This window comes from Clostridium sp. LIBA-8841 (genome assembly GCF_034439435.1).
Taxonomy (GTDB): Bacteria; Bacillota; Clostridia; order Clostridiales; family Clostridiaceae; genus Sarcina.
Window position 1 is genome coordinate 114,426 of the sequence record NZ_JAPCKJ010000003.1, and the last position, 20,743, is coordinate 135,168.

Here is a 20,743-nt window from a genome sequence, read left to right on the forward strand (position 1 = left end):
TCTCAATACCTACCAAAGTTTTATCCCCCGTTTTATTAAATTATTTTTCTTCTAGCTCTTTCATATATCTAGCTAGTTTTTCAGAAGTTTCTTTTAAGCTTTCTTCCCTTTTATTCTCATTTTCTTGTTCTTGTAACTTTCTCATTTCATCAGCAAAACCTTTAGATCCTTCCCTAATCATTTCATTTCTAGCCTCTTTATTGCTTGTGTAAGCATCAATATTTTTCATATTTCTATCCTCTTTCTTAGTTTATTTAATGTAAAAATCCTCAACTTAATTATTAATTACATATGAATAATTTCTATGTCAAAAGATTCAATTTTCTCTAAAAAAATTAATTTAATCTGTTCTTAAAAATGTTAATTCCTATGAAATCCTATTATTTTTCTAAAGAATTTTTTTACATTATAGCATTATTTTACACCAGCAACTCTGTTCATACAATATTAACATTATATCAACTTACTAAATTATATATTCTTTTATTTTCAATAAATTAAATTCCTCTAAACTTCTCTTAATTTTAGCTAATCACTTAGAAGATTTACTACTTAATTAAATTCAAAAATTTATAATCTATTTTAAAGTAGTATCAATTTTTTTAGCCTGGTCTGAAAATCTAGCCAAAAATCAATATTCAACTAAAACATAGCCAAAATTTATATTCAACCTTTCAAACCTTAATCCCGACTAAATATTTTATCATATCTTTTAATAAGTTTTTTAATACTATATATTGAATTATTTTTTAACTCATGATATCATTTATTTAACAACTTAGTTAGTTTGATTTTTTCAACCTATCTATTATCTTACTAGCTAAGTTTCTATTCAGGATAAAATTAAATTTAAAACATAAAATATATAAAATACTTTCAGGAGGTATCTATTATGCTAATATTAACAACTGAAACAATTCCAGGTAAAGGAATAAAAGAAGTTAAAGGACTTGTTAAAGGAAGTACTGTGAGATGTAAGAACATTGGTAGAGATATAACTTCAAGCTTTAAAAATTTAGTTGGTGGAGAAATGACTTCATATACTGAAATGCTTACAGAAGCTAGACAAATCGCTATTGGAAGAATGGTAGATGAAGCTGAAGCTTTAGGTGCAAATGCAATTATCGGAATGAGACTTGTTTCTTCCTCTCTTGCTGCTGGAGCTGCTGAAATGGTTGCTTATGGTACAGCTGTTGTTTATGAATAGAAATAGGTAGGAAGTGTTTTTATGATTATAGTAGGATTAGTTGCCTTGTTTTATGGAACTATGATTCTCGGCTCTATAATTTTAGTTATTTGGGCAATAAGTAGCAGGATTAAAGAAAAAAAACGTGAAAAAGTTGATCACGAAAAATATAAAAAGTATTAATTTTTAATTTAATATATAAAAGTAATAACAATTTTTCTATTTATTTAAATTCTTTTCCTATTTAATAAAGGCAGTAAGTTAATTAACTTACTGCCTTTATTTTATCTATTAACTTTACTAAAATTCAACTTAGAGATCAGAAAATATTCTCTGTATCAAGTTTTACTTTTTATTGATTACTTTTTCTTTTTAACGGTTAATCCCCCAAGTGTAGCTAAAGCTGCTCCTGCTAACATTAACTCACCTGCTCCAATAGGCAATCCAGTGTTTGGAAGATTTTCATCTCCACCTGAATCCTCTCCACCTTCATTATCTCCTTTGTCTTCATCATCGCTTTCATCATCTGAGTCTTCTTTATCTTCATTATCCTCAGAATCATTTTCTTCATCACCTGGTTTATTTGAATCATCATTATCCTCTTCTTTATCTGACTCTGAATCAATAAACTTATTTATTTTATTTGTTAAATCTTCATATGCCCTTACAATTTCATCATCTGAAACATTATTATTTAATAACTCTTCAATATTTTTTAAGGCTTCTTCTAATTGAGTTCTTTCTTCATTTTCTTTATCTTTATTCTCAATTAAAACATTTTTCCCACGTTGAATTTCTTTTTTAATATCTTCAATTATAGACTCTAAAGACACAAATGTAGGTTTAACCTCAAATATTTCTACCTTTCCAGCCTCTTTCTCCCATAATAACTTTACAGATACTAACTGTCTTGGATTCTTAAGAACAAGCTCATTTAAGCCCTTATCTAATACTCCAAGCTCTAAAGTTTCTCCATTTACAGTCTTTCCAATAACCTTAGCACCTGATAAATTATCTGTACTTTGAGCCACTGTAATCTTTGAAATCAATCTCTCATCAAAGATTCTACGAAGAAGATAGTCTCCACTCTTAATTTCCCCTTCCGGTATATAAGCAGTATTTAAATTATTATCTCTTATATTTTCACTTCTGTCTGTATATGTGCCTTCTGAAGTAGCCTTAGTCTCAAACTCTTCTACAGTTGTATTTACTGTAAATTCTCTGACTCTTGACCAACGATCTTTGTATCCACTTGAAAGAACTCTAACATATTTAGCTTTTACATCTAAATCCTTTATTAAAGTATCCGTTCCTTCTACAATTCCTACCTTAATCCAATTTTCTCCATCTAAAGAATATTCAATATCTCCATCTATATAGTCTCCACCTGGTCCTTGAACTAGGCTTATATCCCTAATTCTCTTTTCTGTTCCAAGGTCTAATTGTACAAAATCATCTTTTTTAATGGTATCTGAACATACAAAAGATGTTCCATAATCATTATCCACAACAAAATCAGGATGTATATTTAAATTTGAGCTTATTCTTCTATTTGTTGTTACTACCCCCTTAGAATATCCTTCTAATAAAACCTTAATCTTATCAATATTAGCTTCAGTTTTCTCCTTGGCTTTTATTCTAAAGAACTTACCTACTACAGGAACTTCATTTTTAAAGCTAATACCTTGACTAACTTCTTCCCACTCTATATTATCAAAGGAACTTTCTAATACAAATTTATCACTTTCTATATCTCCTAAAACTTCAAAGCCAATTACACTCTTAACATCATTTATAGCAATTCCTATTGAATCCCCCTCTTCAAAAGAGACCTTATTTATATTGCTCATAGATATACTTTGATTTTCTCCCTCTGAAGTCTTATTTATCTTTAAATCTTTAACTTCCACATTTCCAATTAATTTTTCCTTACTCTTTCCAGTGTTAACTTTGAAATCTCTAACATATAATCTATTTTCAGAATCTGAAGGAACTCTATATCTTATGAATCTAGCCTTTATTCCAGTTTCAACCAATAATTCTTTATCTCCCTTATTAACTTCTAACTCTGTCCAGCTTTCTCCATCTACTGAATACTCTATTACTCCATCAGTTATAACATCTATATCATCATTATTTCTTCCCATAAGAAGATATATATCTTTAATTTCTTCAACTTGCCCTAAATCAAATCCTATAAACTCATCCTTTTTTACTGGAGCTGCAGACCAAAAGCCCGTATTGTCTTTATTGTCAAACATGTAATTTGGAACATGTGTTTCTTCTGATATAAACCACTCTGAATATTTATGATCAGCTATATTTCCAATTGATGTATAAGAATATTCCTTATTCTCTAATACAGTAGTCTCATTATTAAAATATTCATTTCCAACTTCATGAACCTTTCTTACAAATGGATCAACTACATTATTAGCAATTGTAGCTTTTATTCCATCTAAGTTTCTAAGGAGTTTTATTCCATCATACTTATCATTCCAAAACTCTGACATATCCGCATTTAATATATCTTCTAAAATCTCTATAGATTTAAGCCCAGATTTTCCATAAATCTCAAACTTTGATAAATGTGAATCTAATTGATTTAATAAAGTTTTATTTTCAAAATTAGCTCTTAATTTACTTGGTACCTGAACCATTTTAGAAAATTCATCTTCTAAACTATTTAATTCCTTACTAATATCAGAACCAACTTCCCACTTTTCCCATAAATTATCTATGGTATTTTGAAGTTCTGGTGAATCTGGTCTTCCTGTATCTAATCTAGTTGAATGGTTAGCAAAAATCTTAAATTCTTCTTTCATTTCACCTGCAATAATTTCAATAGCCTTGTCCCAAGATTCTTCTGCCTCATATGCCACTGTGTTCCATCCATAATCAGCTCCTGTTAGCGTTGAAATCTTTGATGCTTCAGAAAATCTCATAGGGTTAACTATGAATCCTGAAACCTCCTCATCCAATTCCTTATCTAAAGCATATATTGGTCCTAAAGCCATCTTATCTTCTTTATAATCATTAACAGGATAGTTCCACCATAACATCATTTTTCTATCATAGACATTTGAAACCTTCTTAGCATCCTCTAGACTAACCCCATTTGGAGGAATAACATCATTTCCTGTCCACATTACTTCAATATCTTTATCCAAAGTTTCAGCAAATTCTTTAGTATATGTTTTAACCTCTTCTCCGTTAAACATTGAACTTCCCCAATATTCTACCGGAACAGTTATTAAAGGTTTAACTCCCTCTTTAATCCTTATAAACTCCTCATTAAATCTATTTAAAACTTCTGCTTGTTGAACTCCATTATGATCCTCTATATCATCCCAAAGAATTGCAAAACTTCTAACTCCCATATTATATAAAGTTTCTGCTTTATTTATTAAAGCCTTAAAATCAGCTTCTCCCTCTTCTCCCTCAAACTTTATATCTAAACCTGGTGATATTGCAAAAACAAAATCAACCTTATTTTCATTAGCTGTTTCTATAAGCTCTTTCATTCTATCTAATTCAGAAGATGGATAAGGTTCTCTCCACTTTTCCCTATGATATGGATCTGACTTTGGAGCATATATATAAGCATTCATTTTATATTCGCCATACATTTTAATTTGATCCAATCTTTCTTCCTGAGTCCACGGTGTTCCATAGAAACCTTCAACAACAGCTCTCATTTTAAAAGTTGGCTCATCTTTTATAATAACTTCATTTAAAGTAATCTTATTATCTTCCTTTTCAATTAACTGTTTCAAACTTTTTACTCCATAAAAAGTTCCTGTTTCATCATTTCCTCTTATAACTATTCTATTTCCCTCTGTATTTTCATCAGCTACTAGTACATATCCATCATCTTTACTTATTGAAGATGTATCTACATTCATTTCTTCTAATGTATTTTCCATTTCCTCAATATTATCATCAACTTCTCCTATATAGATAGTTGTAGCACCTTCAACTTCTGACTCATTAATTTTTATTCCAAATTCAGTCAATATATTTTTTAAAAGTTCAAAGGCATATGTGTCTGCTAAATCTCCTCCTATTATATTAACTGAATTTTCCAAAACAAATTCACTATCTCCTAAAGACATCTCCTTAGGAGTCGGATATATACTTATATCTCTAGTAATATCATTCTTTTTCATTTCATTTTCTAGCCCTTCATCAGCCCTTACTGATACACTTATACCCAAGTTTAAGGCCATAACAGATGCCAAACACATTGTTAATTTTCTTCTAAAATCCTTTTTTATCATAAAATCCCCCAATATTCCCTTAATATTTAATCTAACTGTATTAAACGAAGTCAAAACCTTTTTTATTCTTTTAATACTTTATTTTACATTTAATACATTTTTATGATAACATGCGACACACTCTTTTGAAACCGTTTTTAAATTAATTAAACAAATGTTAATATAAACAATAATTAATAAATTTCTCTTTAATGAACAAACTAATAAAAAATAGAAAGGGTGATTTTATGAACGTATTTAAAAGGTTTTATGTAAGTTTATTTAATCCTAAGGAATACAAAGAATTTCTTAAAACCTCAGGAATCAGCACATTCTTTTACTTATTAGTATTATCTATTTTATTAGGTCTATTAGCTTTCAGCAGAAATTATACAAGTTTAAATACCTATTTTATTTCTAGAAAAACTTCCTTAGAGCAAAAAATACCACCTTTTGAAATTAAAGATGGAATTTTAGATTTAAAAGGCTCTAGTTTCGTGGTTTTTCCAGATGAAAGCTGGACCTTCGTACTAAATGATAAAGAACCCGCAGCTAACCTACTAAATGATTATAAGTCTGGAATTGCCTTTGGTAGTGATTCTTTATTAGTTAAATATGACAATAATAAGATTACTGAAGCTAATTATTCTAATATGAATCTTTCTTTAACTGACCAGCAATTAAAGGATTACTTAAACAGCATAGATAGAACATTAGGAAATACTTATTTAACTTCAATGGTAATACTTTTTGTTATTTTCTCATTTATAGCAGCCTTTATCTTAGCCATAATAGCTAAAATAATTTCTAGTATTAAAAATGACTCCTTAAAATTTGGTGGAGCAATGAAAATGAGCATGTATGGAATAACGCCTTGCTTACTAATTCTAGCACTTTTAAATTTAGTTAATATAAATATGCTTTTTAGTCTTCCATTAAGTTTTCTAGTTTCCATAATTTATGTTTACTTTGGAATTACCTACTTAAATGAATATCCAACCAAATAGATTTAATGTGTTATCTTTTCTTTTAAATTAGCTATTTTTATGATAAAACAAATAAAACTTCCTATATTGCTTTTACTATTGCTATATAGGAAGTTTTTTAATTAAACGAAAGTTTATCTATGTCTTGTGCAAAAATCAATATGACTAACTTTTATTGATTATTATCTCCTAAAAATTCATTTGCATATCTAACAACACCACTTACATTTTTTAATGCTTCTTCATTTAATTCTATTGCCATAAAATTCTCTTCTGGAACTTCAAAAGGTGAATTTATTCCCCATGTTCCAGCCTTTTTAAATCCAAACCTAGGATAATACTTATCATGACCTAAAACTATTATAGAATTATATCCAAGTTCCTTTGCCATTTTCATTCCTTCTCTTATAAGCTCACTTCCAATTCCTACACCTTGATACTTAGGTAAAACTGAAACTGGAGCTAAAGCTAAAGTCTCATATTTATTACTTTCATTTTCTATATTAGCCTTAGTTAATAATATGTGACCAACTATTTCTCCCTCTTTTTCGGCAACTAAAGATAACCCTTCAATGAAGTTTTCTCCATTTCTAAGCTTACTAACTAAAACATGTTCCATGTGATCACTATATTCTGCATTCTTAAAAGCTTCCTCAACTAAAAGCTCTACTGTCTTATGATCTTGTTCTAATTCTTTTCTTATGATTACTTGCATAAATCTAACTTCCCTTCTTAAATATAATAAATTTGTTTTCTAAAAAAATACTATTTACTATTCATATTATATTATCTCAAATATTGCTAAAATTATATATATTAATTGCTTGTTAACTACTTATTAACTTCTTATTTCATTCTTATTAATAAAAATTTTCTATTCATTTTGCAAAAGCTTGCAAAAATGAAGACCTCAGAGGAAAACAGATGACCACAGAGTCTATTTAGTGCCATTACAGAATTAACCCTTTAATCCTTACTACTCCCAATTTACCTAAGTTGCCCTTAATTATTACTAAGATTATAATTAAACTATAAGATAATTTACTATAAAATATAATTTAAAATTCTATAATTTTTTTGCTTAATAGTAGACTTGATTTATGTCTGCTATTTTCTTTGTAAATTAACTTATGAAGAAATTTAGGAGAGTGATATTTTGGAATCGAAAAAGAAGATCTTGAAAAGTGCCCTACTTATTGCACTTGGTTCAAGTATCTTAGCCTTTGGTAGTTATAACTTTAACTATCAAAACAATGTAACGGAAGGTGGAGTTTTAGGTCTATTACTTTTAGTAAAGAATGTCTTTGACGTATCTCCTTCTGTAACAAATTTAATTATAGACCTTTCATTATTTACATTGGGTGCTAAATTCTTTGGTAAAAAGTTCTTAGCCTGCTCAATATTCGCAACATTTTGCTTCTCAGTATCATATAAGTTTTGGGAAAGCATTGGATTTTTAACACCTGATTTTACTAATAACATGCTAATTGCTAGTATTTTAGCAGGTATTGGTGTTGGTGTTGGTGCAGGAATCGTCCTTCGTGGCGGTGGTGCCTCTGGTGGAGACGACGTAATAGCCTTATTGGGTAACAAATTTACACCTCTTAAGGTACAACATGTTTACATGTTAACAGATGCCATTGTTTTAATCTTATCATTAGTTTACCTAGACTTTAAACAAGTATTTTTCTCAATAATAGCAGTATGCATTAGTGGTAAATTAATAAGTGTTATATATGAATACAAAAACGATGGTATTGATACTAAAGATGAAACTAAGGAAGAGGAAGCTTTGGAGAACGGTGCTTCTCTTACGACTTAATAATTTAATAGATTTTAGATAAATAATTATAGATAAAAGAGCTTTAGAGGATTATCCTTTAAAGCTCTTTTATTTATAAAAATATTTAATTCATGCTATTTAAGTTCTTTTCTCATCATTATTAATTCCTTTGGAACTTCATACCCTCTTTTATTGTAAAAGGTCTCTGCAGTACTTCCTTTCATAGTCCAAAAATGAATTAATCCTACTTCCGTATCAATCAATCTATTCTCTAAAGCATTTAAAAGTTTCTTTCCAGTTCCTTTACCCTGCGAACTAGAATCAACAAAGAACTCCTTCACACAAAAATGTTCTCCATCATACCATTGCTCTAAAACCCCTAAAATAACACCCTCTATTTTTTCATCATTTTTCAAAATAGCTCCTCTAAATCCTGGTGTTAAAGTTACGTCTTTTAATCGCTTCTTAGCACTTTCAAAATTCCAAGGTTCATTCCAAGGTTCTTCACTAAAAGTTTTAACAAAAAGCTCAGCGCACTCATTTAAATCTTCTTCTTTAAATTCATATATATTGCTCATATCTCTTAAACTCCTATCAATTTTGATGCAAATTATAATATTATACTTAATTAAAAAATTAAAATTATCCAAAAATTATTTATTCTTTACTGACTTATAAATATAAAAAGCAAGTGTTCCAAATATAATAACTAAAACTATTGGTAAAAACCAAAGTGATAAATTATCTGTTTCACTAAAAATTGAAGTAGCTTGTTTTAACTGAATATAAGTAAAAGTTAACACAAGTTCAATATTAAGCACCCTAATTAAGGTTGATGCCATATTATATTGCCTTTCCTTATTTTCCTCTGTTATCCTTATTGCATAATTATATACTTCAGGATATCCTGCTAAAACATATAACCCTATATAAAGTATGACTACTATTGGCAATAAAAAAAACAACATATTTTTAGAGCCATATGCATCTATTTCTCCTTGGAAATTATAATGAGTTGGTATAATATTCGGTGCATTTCTCCATTCTATAAAAGTAATTATACATAAAGATATTGTTAATAGAACACCTATAATATCTAATGCCTTATTAATATTTTTATATTTTCCACTGCATCTCCATTTAGCCATATAATCTCACTTCCAAACTACATCTCTTACTATAATATATAAAAACCTTCTATTAAATTGCTTTTTTCTCTAATATTAATATATTTCTTCTCATCAGTACTTTTCTTTAAACTAATTATACACCTGGAAATATTGGAAAACCATAAAAATTCAAACTTATCTTTATACCCTAAAAATTAAAAGAGGATGATTTTACTCATCCTCTAATTCAGCTTTATTTTAAGTTACTTTCCTCTTTATATTAAAGATTATATTTTTCTAATATCTCTTTTTTAAACTCTCCATTTTCATAGAAAAGTTCTCCATCTGCATATATTCTTCCGCCATTTCTCATGTTACAAAGCATATCCCAATGAAGTGATGATCTATTTTTTCCACCAGCCTCTGGCATAGAATCTCCTATAGCCATATGAACTGTTCCACCTATTTTTTCATCAAATAACATGTTTCTAGTAAATTTCTTAATTCCATAGTTTGTTCCTATGGCAACTTCTCCAAAGTGACTTGCACCTTCATCAGTTTCTAATAAAGCCTTTAACAAATCTTCTCCTTTTTTAGCTTTATATGAAACAACCTTACCATCTTTAACTTCAAGTTCTATTCCCTCAATTTCTTTTCCCGCGTAAATGCCAGGGAATGAGAAAGTTATATGTCCATTTATTTTATTTTCAACTGGTGATGTGAATATTTCTCCATCTGGGAAGTTTTCTTTCCCATCACAGTTTATCCATTTTCTTCCCCCTACTGAAACCTTAATATCAGTTCCCTCTGCCAATATATGAAGTTCTTTTTTAGTATCTAGATACTTAACCCATCTTTCTTGCTCAGCACTTACTCTATTCCATTCTGCTACAGGATCTTCATAATCTAAAAGCCCCGCTCCATAAACAAAGTCTTCATATTCACTAAAACTCATAGAAGCTTCTTGTGCATCCGCATATGTAGGAAATTGAGTTCCACACCATCTTAAAGAACCATCTCCCATTCTTCCTGAATAGAATTTTCTCCATCCTTTTTCTCCAACTCTACTATCCTTTATTTTTTCTGAATCTATATTGCTAAAAGCTCTAGTATTTCTAGCTCCCCAAGCACTTAGCCAAACGTCAGCTCTCTCAAGCATAGTTTCCATAATTAAATTTCCTTCTATTAATTGCTCCTTTGAAGCAAATTTAAGCCTAGCTTCCTTAGCCTCTTCTGATTCTAAAATGTACTCAACATGAGCTCCTGCCTTAGTAGCTTCCTTCACTACTTCAGTAAGCCAAGGATTTGCAACCTCATTACAAGATACAAAAACAAAGTCTCCTTCCTTAACCCCTGTTGAATAATTTACAAGCAATTTAGCTAGCTTATTTAATCTTTGATCTGCCATAACTCTCATCCTTTCCCGATATATTAATTTATATATTATAAGTTGTCCTTATTTTTACTATGTTTTTCAATATTCACTTATAAGATTTTTAATAAATATTTTCTTCTTTATTTTATCTAATTATATTTTAACCCTTTTAACTTTTCATTTGCCTTAATAATATTCCCACACATAATACACATAGGAATTATAAAATATAAAAATGCTTTAACTCCTATTTGTGAGACTGCAAAAAGTGATATAAATATTGTTATAGTCATAAGTCAAATATTAGCTCTTACGGAATGATTACACTTTCTTAATTTATTAACAATAAAAATTCATCTTTTTTCTAAATCAATTATATTAATAAAAAATATGCACTAATTAAGCTGCCGTACTTCATTCACTTTTGTATTAATTATACACCTGTAAATTTTGGAAAACCATATTATTTATCAAATCTTTTCCATATTAAATATAAAAAAAAGAAAGTGAATATATTTTCACTTTCTCTTTTTAAACTCTATTACAAATTAACTTCCTACTCCCATAATCATTAAATACACTGGAACGTTAATTTTGTCCTATTATAATTTCCTATAGTATTTCTCTAGTTTCCTTCTTTAAGAATTCTTTTTCTTCACTATTTAAGTAAGATGCTAATGATTCATAAACCCTCTTATGGTAATCATTTAACCAAACCTTTTCTTCATTGTTTAATAGATCAACATTTATTCCTTCTAAATCTATTGGACAAAGTGAAATAGTATCGAATTTATAAAACTCTCCAAACTCTTCTGAATAAGTATCCTTAACAACTACCATTGTATTTTCTGTTCTTATTCCATACTTTCCTTCTCTATAAACTCCTGGTTCATTAGTTAAAATCATTCCAGGCTCTAAAGCTACTTTATTAGGTACTGGGCTTATACTTTGTGGTCCTTCATGAACATTTAGAAAGAATCCTACGCCATGTCCTGTTCCACACTTATAATCAATTCCTTCATTCCATAAAGGTTCTCTAGCTTTTATATCAAGTGCTGACCCAGTAGTCCCTTTTAGGAATTTAGCTCTCATAAGTCCTATATGTCCTTTTAAAACTAGAGTATAATCTTTCTTTTCTTCCTCTGTTAACGGCCCTAAGACAAAAGTTCTTGTTATATCTGTAGTTCCATCTAAGTATTGTCCACCTGAATCTATTAAAAAGAATCCTCTTGGTTCTAAAGTATAATCACTTTCTGGTGTTGCTGAATAATGCATCATAGCACCATGTTCCTTATGACCTGCTATAGTTCCAAAGCTAATTCCTTTAAACAATTCTCCTAAACTTCTAAACTCTTCTAATTTATCTGAAGCTGATATTTCACTTATCTCTATTTTACCAATATTATCTTTAAGCCATTTCATAAATCTAACCATGGCTACTCCATCTCTAACTTGACATGTCTTTAAGTTATCCAATTCAGTTTCATTCTTTACAGCCTTAAATCTAGTTGTTATATTACTAACTTCAACTATGTCATTTTTATCTTTAATACATTCGTATAAATAAGCACTTATTTTATTTGGATCAAGTAGAGTCTTTCCTTTTAACTCCCTAATATCATCTCCAATTTCATCATACCCTTTTAAAGTTATTCCTTCAGTTAAGAGTTCTGCTTCCATTTCAAAAGTAAACTTTGACTTGTCTACATAAATATAAGCCTCATCTTCTTTAACTATTGCATAACTTAAGACTACTGGATTACACTTAACATCATTTCCTCTAATATTATAAAGCCAAGCAATATCATCTAAAGAAGCTATAATGTAATTTTTAGCTTCCAATTTCTTCATTTCCCCTCTAATTTCTACTAATTTTTCTTTAGCACTTTTTCCACAATACTTAACCTCATGTAAAAATGCCTTTTCTTTAGGAAGACTTGGTCTATCTTCCCAAACTTCATTTAATAAATCTTCATCTATTTTTATTTTAACCTTATTTTCTTCTTCTAACTTTTTAAACTCTTTATAATCTCCTAATGAGAATACCTTACCATCAAAGGCTATGCATTCTCCCTCTTTTGAGTTTTCTTTAAGCCATTCTACTAAAGTTGGCCATCCTGGAATTCTCATTTTAAACATTTCAATTCTAGAACCTTTTAACTCATCTAAAGCTTGTATAAAATATCTACCATCAGTCCATAAAACAGCTTTATCTAACCCCACTAATAATGTTCCTGCTGACCCAGTAAAGCCTGACATATATGCTCTGCCCCTATAGTACTCACACACATACTCACTTTGGTGAGCATCTCCACTTGGAATTATATAATAATCAATTCCTTTTTCTTTCATAACTTTTCTTAAAGCTTCTAATCTTTCAGTCACTTTCATACTTCTAGCCCCCGTATTTATAAAAATTTTATACTTTTTAAGCATCTTATAAAAATATAAGTAAAACTTTAAAAATCACTCCTAAAAAATATTTTTAGGCTTTCAATAATAATAACACAAAAACAATCTCCTAAAAATACCAATTTTTCAATTAATATATTATACTTTATTTTATGTTTTTCTTTTGTCTTAACTATCATTTACGAGTATATTATTTAAGATAAAATTTCTTATATTTTAATAAAAACAAAAAAACACCTTAAAATATTATTTTTAATCTAATATTGACACCATTTATTTCCCATTATATATATTTAATGTCAAAATCACACAAAATATTTCCTAAAATAACAATATTAATGAAAATTATGTAAATATATCTTTAAAAAAAGGACTAACCTATGTAAATTCCTTGTTTTTTTATTATAATGTAACCATATTACATTTACTTAAATTCTATACAACAAAAAAATATATAAGAGAGATTTTTTATGAGAAAATTTTTAAAATCTGCTGTAGAATATTTATCCAAAGATCTTGATTTGGATAAAGAACTATTAGAACAAATTCAATATGTTGTCATTGTATTAACTTTTGAATTTATCAAATGTGTTTTAATTTTGTTGATTGCTGGAATACTAGGATACTTTAAGGAAAGTTTGATAGTAATTACAAGTATGTGTTTTATAAAGCCATTTATTGGTGGTTATCATGAAGATACTCAACTTAAATGCTTTATAGCTACTTTAATTATAACAACTAGTATAATTCTACTTACTATTTTTAGTAAATTAGATTTTTTTAGTATTGTCATCTTAAACTTATTTAGTATTTTTAGTATTTATAATAAAGCTCCAGTAATAGATAGTAGATTTCCATTGACTAAAGAAAATTTAATTAAAAGAAATAGAATAATAGGTGTTACAAATTCAATTATACTTTTTTTTGTAGCCTTAATATTCTTTAAAACTTCATGGATTTCTCAAACAATAACCTGGACTTTATTAATACAATCAATATTATTATTTAATAAATATAAAAGGGAGGAATTTTAAAATGAAAAAAACATTATTTTCAATGTTAGCATTATTAACAACATTCACTATTAGTGCAGGAACTGCTTCTTTCGCGACTATAGGAGTAGAAGAAATGCCTGAGTCAATGAAAAAGTCTAGATAAATGCATATATCTTTAACTTTAGCTGATATGATAAACTCTTTTTTACAATGTGTAATATTTATAAACACAATAAATTTATGCAGTAAAAAAGAATGTAAAAAACCAAAGTCTAAAATGTTATTTTATATATTGTTGTTATGGATAATAATATCCATAACAACTTTTTCCTTAGGAAATTCTAGTGTTGCAACTTTAATTTTGCATTTGGTAATGTTAATAATGGGAGGATTAATATATAAAAATGATTTATTAGCTGCTGGCATTGGGTTCAGTGTAGTTTATGCTTTTATTGTAATAACATTAATAATTTCATCTTTTATATATAATATTCTCTGCCAAAACATTCTAGTAGTAAAAGAAAATAATATATTCTACATACTTATTATGTATTTTCCACAGTATATTCTTTCTTTTTTAATTTTATCTAAAGAGAAATCTATATACTTAATTTATAAAACTATAAAATCTAGAAATAGTTCAATCATCTATTTAATACTTTGTACTATAGTATTAGACTTTATAGTTTCATTTAATGCGATTATTAATGCAAAAGATAATCCATTATTCAAAGAAATACTATTGATTTTATTATTCTTGTTTATAATATTTATTATAATATATTTTTCTAGTATAGAAAAAAAATCAAAAAAAATTGATCTATTAAATGCAAATTTAGAAGAAAACATTAATTCATTAAAAAAATTAAAGCATGATTATGGTTCTCAAATTTCTTATTTATATGGATTACACCTTATGGGGAACCATGAGAAACTAGGAGAATTATTAAAAAACATAATTAATGGAAATGATAATATTCTTAATAATGTTATTATTTCTGATAGTACTTCAATTATATCCATGATAGTGAATACGATTAACTTAAAGGATATTACTGTTTTAATAGATGAAAATGCTAATATTTCAGAAACTAACGTAAATGAATTAGATTTTCAACGCATAGTCTCTAATATCTTAAGAAATGCTGTTGAAGTATTAAATGGTAATGGTTTAATAAAAATCAATACTTATTATAACTTTAATTATTTTGTGCTTAAAATACAAAATAACGGCCCTAAGATTCCAAGTGAAATGTTAGATAAAATATTTAATAATGGATTTACTACAAAAAAAAATAGAGAAAATAATAATGGTTTTGGACTAGCTATAGTAAAAGAGTTAGTTGAATCATATGATGGTAAGATTGTTGTAAATAGTAATAGTAAACATACTGAATTTACAATTTACTTACCTATTAATAAAATAATTTTTTGATGAAAGAAACAGAATAATAAATTCTGTTTCTATTTTTAATCTATCTATACTATTATATTAGACCCTTTATTACCTCAATACCTTCTAAGGTTCTGTTTTCAATTCCTCCTGGGAATTTTTCTTCTGTCTCGAAAGCAAATCCAGCCCATCTATATAATTTAATAGCCTTGTGACTCCAAGTCTGAGTTGGGATATACATATCACAATCTCCCTCAATAGCTACCATTAGTTTTACACCTTCAGAAATAAGAGCTTTTCCTAACCCTTTTCCTTGATAATCAGGTTTAACAGCAACCCACTCCATAAATGGATGTCTTCTTTCCCCTGTATATCTCCACCAAGCTGTAAATGTAGCAATCTTTTCTCCATTTTCATTTTCTATAAATAATATTCTTCTCTCTATTTCACTTGAATATGGTATATATTTGTTTTCAAAATACTCTTTAGCGACATTAACATTCTCAAATTCTAAAACAGATGTTTCTATTTCAGCCCATGCTTTTTCATCACCTTTTTTAAACTTAACAAACTTAAATCCTTCTGGTAATGATGCACTCTTTAGCTTTGTTCCCTTTTCTCTTTTTAACACCATTCTGAAAAACTCAACACTCTTATCTAGCATAAAATTCACTCTCCTACTTACTTGTACAAATATTAAATATTTAAATTAACCACATTTTAAAGTAATCTTATTTCAAATCTCTTTATAATATTATATGAGAAACCCACTTTAATTAAATTATACTTCTAAACTAATCATAAATATTAAGAGCTTTAATATTTATTTTTTTAAACTTATTCATAGTTTAAGTTTCGCAAAGCCTATTCCATCTCCACTAAAAATTCTTCCTCTTCACTTCTTAAGACTTTTAAAAGTCTTAAACTTCCCAGTGCACAAATTAAGCTACACCCTCCAATGAATATGAATCCTCCACTATATGCCAGTTTAATGCCTAACTCAATTCCATAAATATTAGAAAAGATCATTTTGCATAGATCCACAACTACACCTACTAATAAGTTCCCTATTACTATGGCAATTCCCATAAATGTTAAAACAAAAGACATAGCTATCTCTATTTTTTCTCTAAACTCTTTAGCTATTATAGCCATAACTGTTGGATATATAGGTGCTATTCCAATTCCTGATAACATTAAAAGTAATGTTGCTCCCTTTCCTAAAAGTATCCCTATTATAATTGAAATTCCAGCAAAAGTTGAAACTATTAAAAGTGACTTAACAAACCCTAATTTGTCTATAATAGGTCCTAAAACAAGTCTAGCTAACATAAAAAAGAAGAAAAATCCCATAAGAACTTTAGAAGCATCTTCTCCTGAAAAACCTTGAGCTTTTTCTAAGTAATTAACTAACCATCCTCCTACAGTCATTTCACAGGTAACACCAAAGGATAATATAAATGTTATTAGTAATATCTTTTTATCCTTTATCATTTCTTTAAAAGATTCTTTTATACCAACAGATTCCTCATTTTTTGACTTTGGAAATTTACCCATTAAAGTAGGTATTATTGGAATTAAGGAAAGTAATAATACAATTAAATACATTCCTCTCCATCCCAAAGCTTGTCCACCTAAATTTGAGCTCATAAGTTTTGTAGCAATTAATGGAGCTATCATAGAGCTTAATCCATAAAAAAAGTGTGATAAGTTCATCATAGTTCCTGTATTCTTAGTAAAAGCTATAGCCGCAATTACCCCTAAAGCAATCTCAAGCATTCCATTTCCAAGATACATAATGAAATATGAACCTGAAAAAAATATATAATTTGGAGCCATACCTATTAAAATTCCTGAAAAAGCCATTATTAAAAAACATAATATAGTAGTATTCTTAAGTCCTATCTTCTTTGATAAGAATGGAGTATAAGTACAAGCAATCAAATACCCTATAGAATTTAAGGCTAAAAGCATTCCCAATTGTGCTTCATTTAAAGAAAAATTATCTTGAATTCTAGGAATGGCTGGTCCTTTTATATTCTCTGATAATCCAAATACTAAGAAACCAATAAACACAGTTGCTATTAATATTATTCCATTTAAATCTCTTTTCTTTTTCATCTTATTTCTCCCTTTATGATTTCTAAATTCCGTTTAATTATATATGCATTGTTATCTACTTTATAGTGAAAATATTCTATATTAACTTGATTTTTTAGTTTAAAATACACTTTATATTCTTAGACTATGCTTCAAAGTAGTTTGATTATTGAGCTAGAATTGGGAAACCTATTAATGAGCTAATTAGAGTTTTTCATTATGCGAATTTACTTATAGATTAATAATTAATCTATAATTCTATCTTCTAAAGTTTATACTAAGTGAAACCACCACCTCTAAAAATTACAATTAGGGTGGTTCTTCATTTTATGTTACAATATCTTATAATAGTATTATAGGACTGTATTTTATTGAGTTGTGGTTCTAATCCACTATACTCAAAAATTATCTAATTATTTAGCTATGTTTTAAACTAGTGTTACATTTAAATAAAACTGTTAAATTTTTAGATAAAATTACAAAAGTTGTAGATTATTTGAGGTGTTTTAAAATGGATATATGTGTTAGACCTGTATGGGCTGAAATAGATTTAGATGCAATAGCAAGCAATATGAAAGAAATAAAAAATTTAGTCGGTAACAAAGAAATAATAGCCGTGGTTAAGGCTAATGCTTATGGTCATGGAGCTTTAGATATAGCTTCAACTCTTTTAAAAAATGGAGCTTCTAAACTAGCTGTTGCAATAATAACAGAGGCTGATGAGCTTAGAGCTTCTGGTATAACTGCTCCAATAATGATTTTAGGATATACTCCTATAAGTTTCGCTGAAAACTTAATTAATAATGAAATTGAGCAAACAGTTTATGATGTGGAATACGCTAAAGAACTATCAGAATTTGCTTTAAAACTTGGAAAAAAAGCTAAAATACACATTGCAATAGATACTGGAATGGGCAGAATAGGCTTTCTTCCAAACGAAGAAGGATTAAATAATGTTTTAGAAATTTGTTCTTTACCAGGAATTGAGGTTGTAGGATTATTTACTCACTTCTCAACATCTGATGAGGAAGATAAAACTTATACTTATGAGCAATTTTCAAAATTAAATACTTTCAATAAAGCTTTAGAAGAAAAAGGAATATACATTCCTTTAAAGCATGCTTCTAATAGTGGTGCCATAATAGATTTACCGGAAACTTATTTAGATGGCGTTAGATGTGGAATTATTTCTTATGGATATTATCCATCTGAGGAAGTAAAAAAAGAAAACTTAAAACTTAAGCCAGCTCTTACTTTAAAAACAGCTGTTGCTTTTGTTAAAGAGTTAGATGAAAATATGTATGTAAGTTACGGAAGAACATATAAAACTAAAGAGAAAAGTAAAATTGCTACACTTCCAATAGGCTATGCTGATGGATATTCAAGATTACTTAGCGGAAAAGCAAAAGTTATAATAAATGGCCAATTTGCCAATGTTATAGGAAGAATTTGTATGGACCAATGCATGATTGATGTAACTCATATAGATGATGTTAAAATTGGTGATGAGGTAATTCTTTTAGGAGAAGAAAATGGCTTGAAATTTGATGCTAATGATATGGCAGAAATCATGGGAACAATAAACTATGAAATACTTTGTATGATAAGTCACAGAGTTCCTAGAATATATAAAAAGAATAATGAAATAGTTAAAGTTAGAAACTATATTTAATATAATAAAGCTTAAATAATAGGCTATGTTTTAGCTAAAAGTTGATTTTTAGCTAGTCCTTCAGACCTAACTTAATTTCGCAAAGTATTGCTATCACCTATTCCAGAATAATAGCTAAAGCTTTTAAACTCGCTCCGCTCAAACAGAAAAAGCTTCTTAACGCTATTATTCTTACATATATGATGCAATACTAACTGCTCATTAAGATGGTCTTACAGTTCTATCTAAAAATCAACATTAGTTTAAAACACAGACAAATAATAAAACTTATAAAAATATTCCGATAATTACTAGATATTCTCTTCATACTATTTATAAGTTTTATTTTAAGTTACTTTTTTATGTAGTCTATACTTTAACCTTCTGAATGCTCTTTATCATCATTTAAAACTATTATCAAACCTAAAATTGCAAATACTACACTAGTTGAAGTGACAAATGGATTTATATCCCCCGGTATAATCCATGATGTTAAAAAAACATATATTTCTGAAAAAAATGCTCCTAAAATCGGACTTAATAAAATTATAATGTATCCTAGATAATTCATATTTGTTTCCCCCTTATTTCTTATGAATAGTTATGATACTTTTTCCATAATACCCTATCAGTTCTTTTATTTATTATGAAGTCTATTATGATATTCCCCTAAAATTTTATTTTGTGTTTTTTATTATATTCTTCCTTTTTTACAGACTCTATCTTTGTTACATAGGTCACATACCCATCTTCCCATTCTCCTGTAATAACTAAGATATGTTCTCCTAATTCAGTTGGAGTAATTATAGTATTATTAGTTACGGTATATCCTATATTCTTTAATGAATCTTCCTCTACCACCTTAATACTCTTAGGTTCCTTTGAAAATTTTAAGTTTAAGCTGGCTCCTGCTGGCACATCACTACCCTCCATTTTCTTTGCAATATTCTCAGTGCTTTGTGGATCAGCTATAACTGCTTTCCCATTTTTATTCCAATTGTATCCATTAGCTTCAAATTCAATTTTTTCATTATCATAAGTTATTTTCAAACTTGGTAGATTAAATTCATTATCTTTATTTCTCCAAATTCCATAAAAAATAAAGCTAATTAAAAATATTCCTATTAAAATAAGTATTATTTTTTTCATACTCTTCTCCTACCATTCCCAAAGAAGCCTCTATAATAATTGAATTATTTTTCATAACAACATAACAGCTTCTCTTATTGACTATTAAATATACCTTTTTAATATTTTAATTTCAAAAGAAAATTTAAATATTGAAAAAATATTTACATAATATATTTTATGTAAAATTCTACTAGATTATTACTAAATTCAATATTTTTCATTCTTTTTTTCATAAAAAATACACACCAAAAAGGTGTGTATTTTATTAATTCTAATTATATTTATTTTTATTTATTATTAGGCTATTTTTTAACTAGGATTGACTTTTAGCTACGTCTGAAGAGCTAGTTAAAAGTCAACATT

The 20,743-nt window shown here is 28.0% G+C and carries 19 protein-coding genes; 8 read left to right on the forward strand and 11 right to left on the reverse strand.

What is annotated here, in order from left to right; translation table 11 throughout:
- Positions 1-40 precede the first annotated feature (40 nt).
- Positions 41-229 (reverse strand): hypothetical protein, encoded by a 189-nt coding sequence (locus OIF33_RS09145; RefSeq protein WP_322503939.1) that lies wholly within the window; start codon positions 227-229, stop codon positions 41-43.
- Positions 230-892: 663 nt separating this feature from the next.
- Between OIF33_RS09145 and OIF33_RS09150 the strand changes: the two genes are divergently transcribed.
- Both OIF33_RS09150 and OIF33_RS09155 read left to right on the forward strand, forming a co-directional pair.
- Positions 893-1,207, forward strand: coding sequence for a heavy metal-binding domain-containing protein (locus OIF33_RS09150; protein WP_322503940.1), 315 nt, complete (start codon positions 893-895; stop codon positions 1,205-1,207).
- 21 nt (positions 1,208-1,228) lie between these two features.
- Entirely contained in the window at positions 1,229-1,369 is a 141-nt protein-coding gene (locus tag OIF33_RS09155) for a hypothetical protein (protein ID WP_322503941.1), read from the forward strand.
- 176 nt (positions 1,370-1,545) lie between these two features.
- Here the strand turns inward: OIF33_RS09155 and OIF33_RS09160 are convergent, their stop codons facing one another.
- A complete protein-coding gene (locus OIF33_RS09160) occupies positions 1,546-5,466 on the reverse strand; it encodes a beta-N-acetylglucosaminidase domain-containing protein (protein ID WP_322503942.1) in 3,921 nt (1,306 codons plus the stop codon).
- Between the two features lie 227 nt (positions 5,467-5,693).
- Between OIF33_RS09160 and OIF33_RS09165 the strand changes: the two genes are divergently transcribed.
- A complete protein-coding gene (locus OIF33_RS09165) occupies positions 5,694-6,452 on the forward strand; it encodes a DUF1189 family protein (protein WP_322503943.1) in 759 nt (252 codons plus the stop codon).
- 151 nt (positions 6,453-6,603) lie between these two features.
- On the opposite strand, the gene OIF33_RS09170 is transcribed toward OIF33_RS09165, so the two are convergent.
- Complete coding sequence (locus OIF33_RS09170) at positions 6,604-7,146, reverse strand: N-acetyltransferase (protein ID WP_322503944.1); 543 nt, start codon at positions 7,144-7,146, stop codon at positions 6,604-6,606.
- Between the two features lie 441 nt (positions 7,147-7,587).
- On the opposite strand from OIF33_RS09170, the gene OIF33_RS09175 reads away from it, so the two are divergent.
- Positions 7,588-8,253 carry a YitT family protein gene (locus tag OIF33_RS09175; protein WP_322503945.1) on the forward strand — a complete coding sequence of 222 codons (666 nt, stop codon included), beginning with the start codon at positions 7,588-7,590 and terminating at the stop codon, positions 8,251-8,253.
- A 95-nt stretch (positions 8,254-8,348) separates the two neighbouring features.
- On the opposite strand, the gene OIF33_RS09180 is transcribed toward OIF33_RS09175, so the two are convergent.
- The 4 genes from OIF33_RS09180 to OIF33_RS09195 form a co-directional block, all read right to left on the reverse strand.
- Positions 8,349-8,792 carry a GNAT family N-acetyltransferase gene (locus OIF33_RS09180; protein ID WP_322503946.1) on the reverse strand — a complete coding sequence of 148 codons (444 nt, stop codon included), beginning with the start codon at positions 8,790-8,792 and terminating at the stop codon, positions 8,349-8,351.
- Positions 8,793-8,867: 75 nt separating this feature from the next.
- A complete protein-coding gene (locus OIF33_RS09185; RefSeq protein ID WP_322503947.1) occupies positions 8,868-9,362 on the reverse strand; it encodes a DUF1648 domain-containing protein in 495 nt (164 codons plus the stop codon).
- Between the two features lie 241 nt (positions 9,363-9,603).
- The gene (locus OIF33_RS09190; protein WP_322503948.1) at positions 9,604-10,731 is read right to left on the reverse strand and encodes an aminopeptidase; all 1,128 of its coding nucleotides are present in this window, start codon (positions 10,729-10,731) and stop codon (positions 9,604-9,606) included.
- Between the two features lie 579 nt (positions 10,732-11,310).
- Positions 11,311-13,089: an aminopeptidase P family protein gene (locus OIF33_RS09195; RefSeq protein ID WP_322503949.1), complete on the reverse strand. Its 1,779-nt coding sequence runs from the start codon at positions 13,087-13,089 to the stop codon at positions 11,311-11,313.
- 491 nt (positions 13,090-13,580) lie between these two features.
- Here OIF33_RS09195 and OIF33_RS09200 point away from each other — a divergent pair, with 491 nt between their 5' ends.
- From OIF33_RS09200 to OIF33_RS09210, 3 genes are all read left to right on the forward strand, one after another.
- On the forward strand, positions 13,581-14,144 hold the full coding sequence (locus OIF33_RS09200; protein ID WP_322503950.1) for an accessory gene regulator AgrB: 564 nt from the start codon (positions 13,581-13,583) through the stop codon (positions 14,142-14,144).
- Position 14,145: 1 nt separating this feature from the next.
- Positions 14,146-14,268 carry a hypothetical protein gene (locus OIF33_RS09205; RefSeq protein WP_322503951.1) on the forward strand — a complete coding sequence of 41 codons (123 nt, stop codon included), beginning with the start codon at positions 14,146-14,148 and terminating at the stop codon, positions 14,266-14,268.
- Between the two features lie 219 nt (positions 14,269-14,487).
- Positions 14,488-15,540: an ATP-binding protein gene (locus OIF33_RS09210; RefSeq protein ID WP_322503952.1), complete on the forward strand. Its 1,053-nt coding sequence runs from the start codon at positions 14,488-14,490 to the stop codon at positions 15,538-15,540.
- Between the two features lie 52 nt (positions 15,541-15,592).
- On the opposite strand, the gene OIF33_RS09215 is transcribed toward OIF33_RS09210, so the two are convergent.
- Positions 15,593-16,162 carry a GNAT family N-acetyltransferase gene (locus tag OIF33_RS09215; protein WP_322503953.1) on the reverse strand — a complete coding sequence of 190 codons (570 nt, stop codon included), beginning with the start codon at positions 16,160-16,162 and terminating at the stop codon, positions 15,593-15,595.
- A 200-nt stretch (positions 16,163-16,362) separates the two neighbouring features.
- On the reverse strand, positions 16,363-17,619 hold the full coding sequence (locus tag OIF33_RS09220; RefSeq protein WP_322503954.1) for an MFS transporter: 1,257 nt from the start codon (positions 17,617-17,619) through the stop codon (positions 16,363-16,365).
- Between the two features lie 490 nt (positions 17,620-18,109).
- Here OIF33_RS09220 and alr point away from each other — a divergent pair, with 490 nt between their 5' ends.
- The gene (alr, locus tag OIF33_RS09225; RefSeq protein ID WP_322503955.1) at positions 18,110-19,270 is read left to right on the forward strand and encodes an alanine racemase; all 1,161 of its coding nucleotides are present in this window, start codon (positions 18,110-18,112) and stop codon (positions 19,268-19,270) included.
- 355 nt (positions 19,271-19,625) lie between these two features.
- On the opposite strand, the gene OIF33_RS09230 is transcribed toward alr, so the two are convergent.
- On the reverse strand, positions 19,626-19,820 hold the full coding sequence (locus OIF33_RS09230; protein WP_322503956.1) for a hypothetical protein: 195 nt from the start codon (positions 19,818-19,820) through the stop codon (positions 19,626-19,628).
- Between the two features lie 98 nt (positions 19,821-19,918).
- Positions 19,919-20,398 (reverse strand): hypothetical protein, encoded by a 480-nt coding sequence (locus OIF33_RS09235; RefSeq protein WP_322503957.1) that lies wholly within the window; start codon positions 20,396-20,398, stop codon positions 19,919-19,921.
- Positions 20,399-20,743: the final 345 nt, after the last annotated feature.

What these genes read in the sequence shown, in the direction of transcription:
- OIF33_RS09145 (WP_322503939.1), bottom strand. Translation starts at nt 229, where the DNA reads ATGAAAAATATTGATGCTTACACAAGCAATAAAGAGGCTAGAAATGAA.
- OIF33_RS09150 (WP_322503940.1), top strand. Translation starts at nt 893, where the DNA reads ATGCTAATATTAACAACTGAAACAATTCCAGGTAAAGGAATAAAAGAA.
- OIF33_RS09155 (WP_322503941.1), top strand. Translation starts at nt 1,229, where the DNA reads ATGATTATAGTAGGATTAGTTGCCTTGTTTTATGGAACTATGATTCTC.
- OIF33_RS09160 (WP_322503942.1), bottom strand. Translation starts at nt 5,466, where the DNA reads ATGATAAAAAAGGATTTTAGAAGAAAATTAACAATGTGTTTGGCATCT.
- OIF33_RS09165 (WP_322503943.1), top strand. Translation starts at nt 5,694, where the DNA reads ATGAACGTATTTAAAAGGTTTTATGTAAGTTTATTTAATCCTAAGGAA.
- OIF33_RS09170 (WP_322503944.1), bottom strand. Translation starts at nt 7,146, where the DNA reads ATGCAAGTAATCATAAGAAAAGAATTAGAACAAGATCATAAGACAGTA.
- OIF33_RS09180 (WP_322503946.1), bottom strand. Translation starts at nt 8,792, where the DNA reads ATGAGCAATATATATGAATTTAAAGAAGAAGATTTAAATGAGTGCGCT.
- OIF33_RS09185 (WP_322503947.1), bottom strand. Translation starts at nt 9,362, where the DNA reads ATGGCTAAATGGAGATGCAGTGGAAAATATAAAAATATTAATAAGGCA.
- OIF33_RS09190 (WP_322503948.1), bottom strand. Translation starts at nt 10,731, where the DNA reads ATGGCAGATCAAAGATTAAATAAGCTAGCTAAATTGCTTGTAAATTAT.
- OIF33_RS09195 (WP_322503949.1), bottom strand. Translation starts at nt 13,089, where the DNA reads ATGAAAGTGACTGAAAGATTAGAAGCTTTAAGAAAAGTTATGAAAGAA.
- OIF33_RS09200 (WP_322503950.1), top strand. Translation starts at nt 13,581, where the DNA reads ATGAGAAAATTTTTAAAATCTGCTGTAGAATATTTATCCAAAGATCTT.
- OIF33_RS09205 (WP_322503951.1), top strand. Translation starts at nt 14,146, where the DNA reads ATGAAAAAAACATTATTTTCAATGTTAGCATTATTAACAACATTCACT.
- OIF33_RS09210 (WP_322503952.1), top strand. Translation starts at nt 14,488, where the DNA reads ATGGGAGGATTAATATATAAAAATGATTTATTAGCTGCTGGCATTGGG.
- OIF33_RS09215 (WP_322503953.1), bottom strand. Translation starts at nt 16,162, where the DNA reads ATGCTAGATAAGAGTGTTGAGTTTTTCAGAATGGTGTTAAAAAGAGAA.
- OIF33_RS09220 (WP_322503954.1), bottom strand. Translation starts at nt 17,619, where the DNA reads ATGAAAAAGAAAAGAGATTTAAATGGAATAATATTAATAGCAACTGTG.
- alr (WP_322503955.1), top strand. Translation starts at nt 18,110, where the DNA reads ATGGATATATGTGTTAGACCTGTATGGGCTGAAATAGATTTAGATGCA.
- OIF33_RS09230 (WP_322503956.1), bottom strand. Translation starts at nt 19,820, where the DNA reads ATGAATTATCTAGGATACATTATAATTTTATTAAGTCCGATTTTAGGA.
- OIF33_RS09235 (WP_322503957.1), bottom strand. Translation starts at nt 20,398, where the DNA reads ATGAAAAAAATAATACTTATTTTAATAGGAATATTTTTAATTAGCTTT.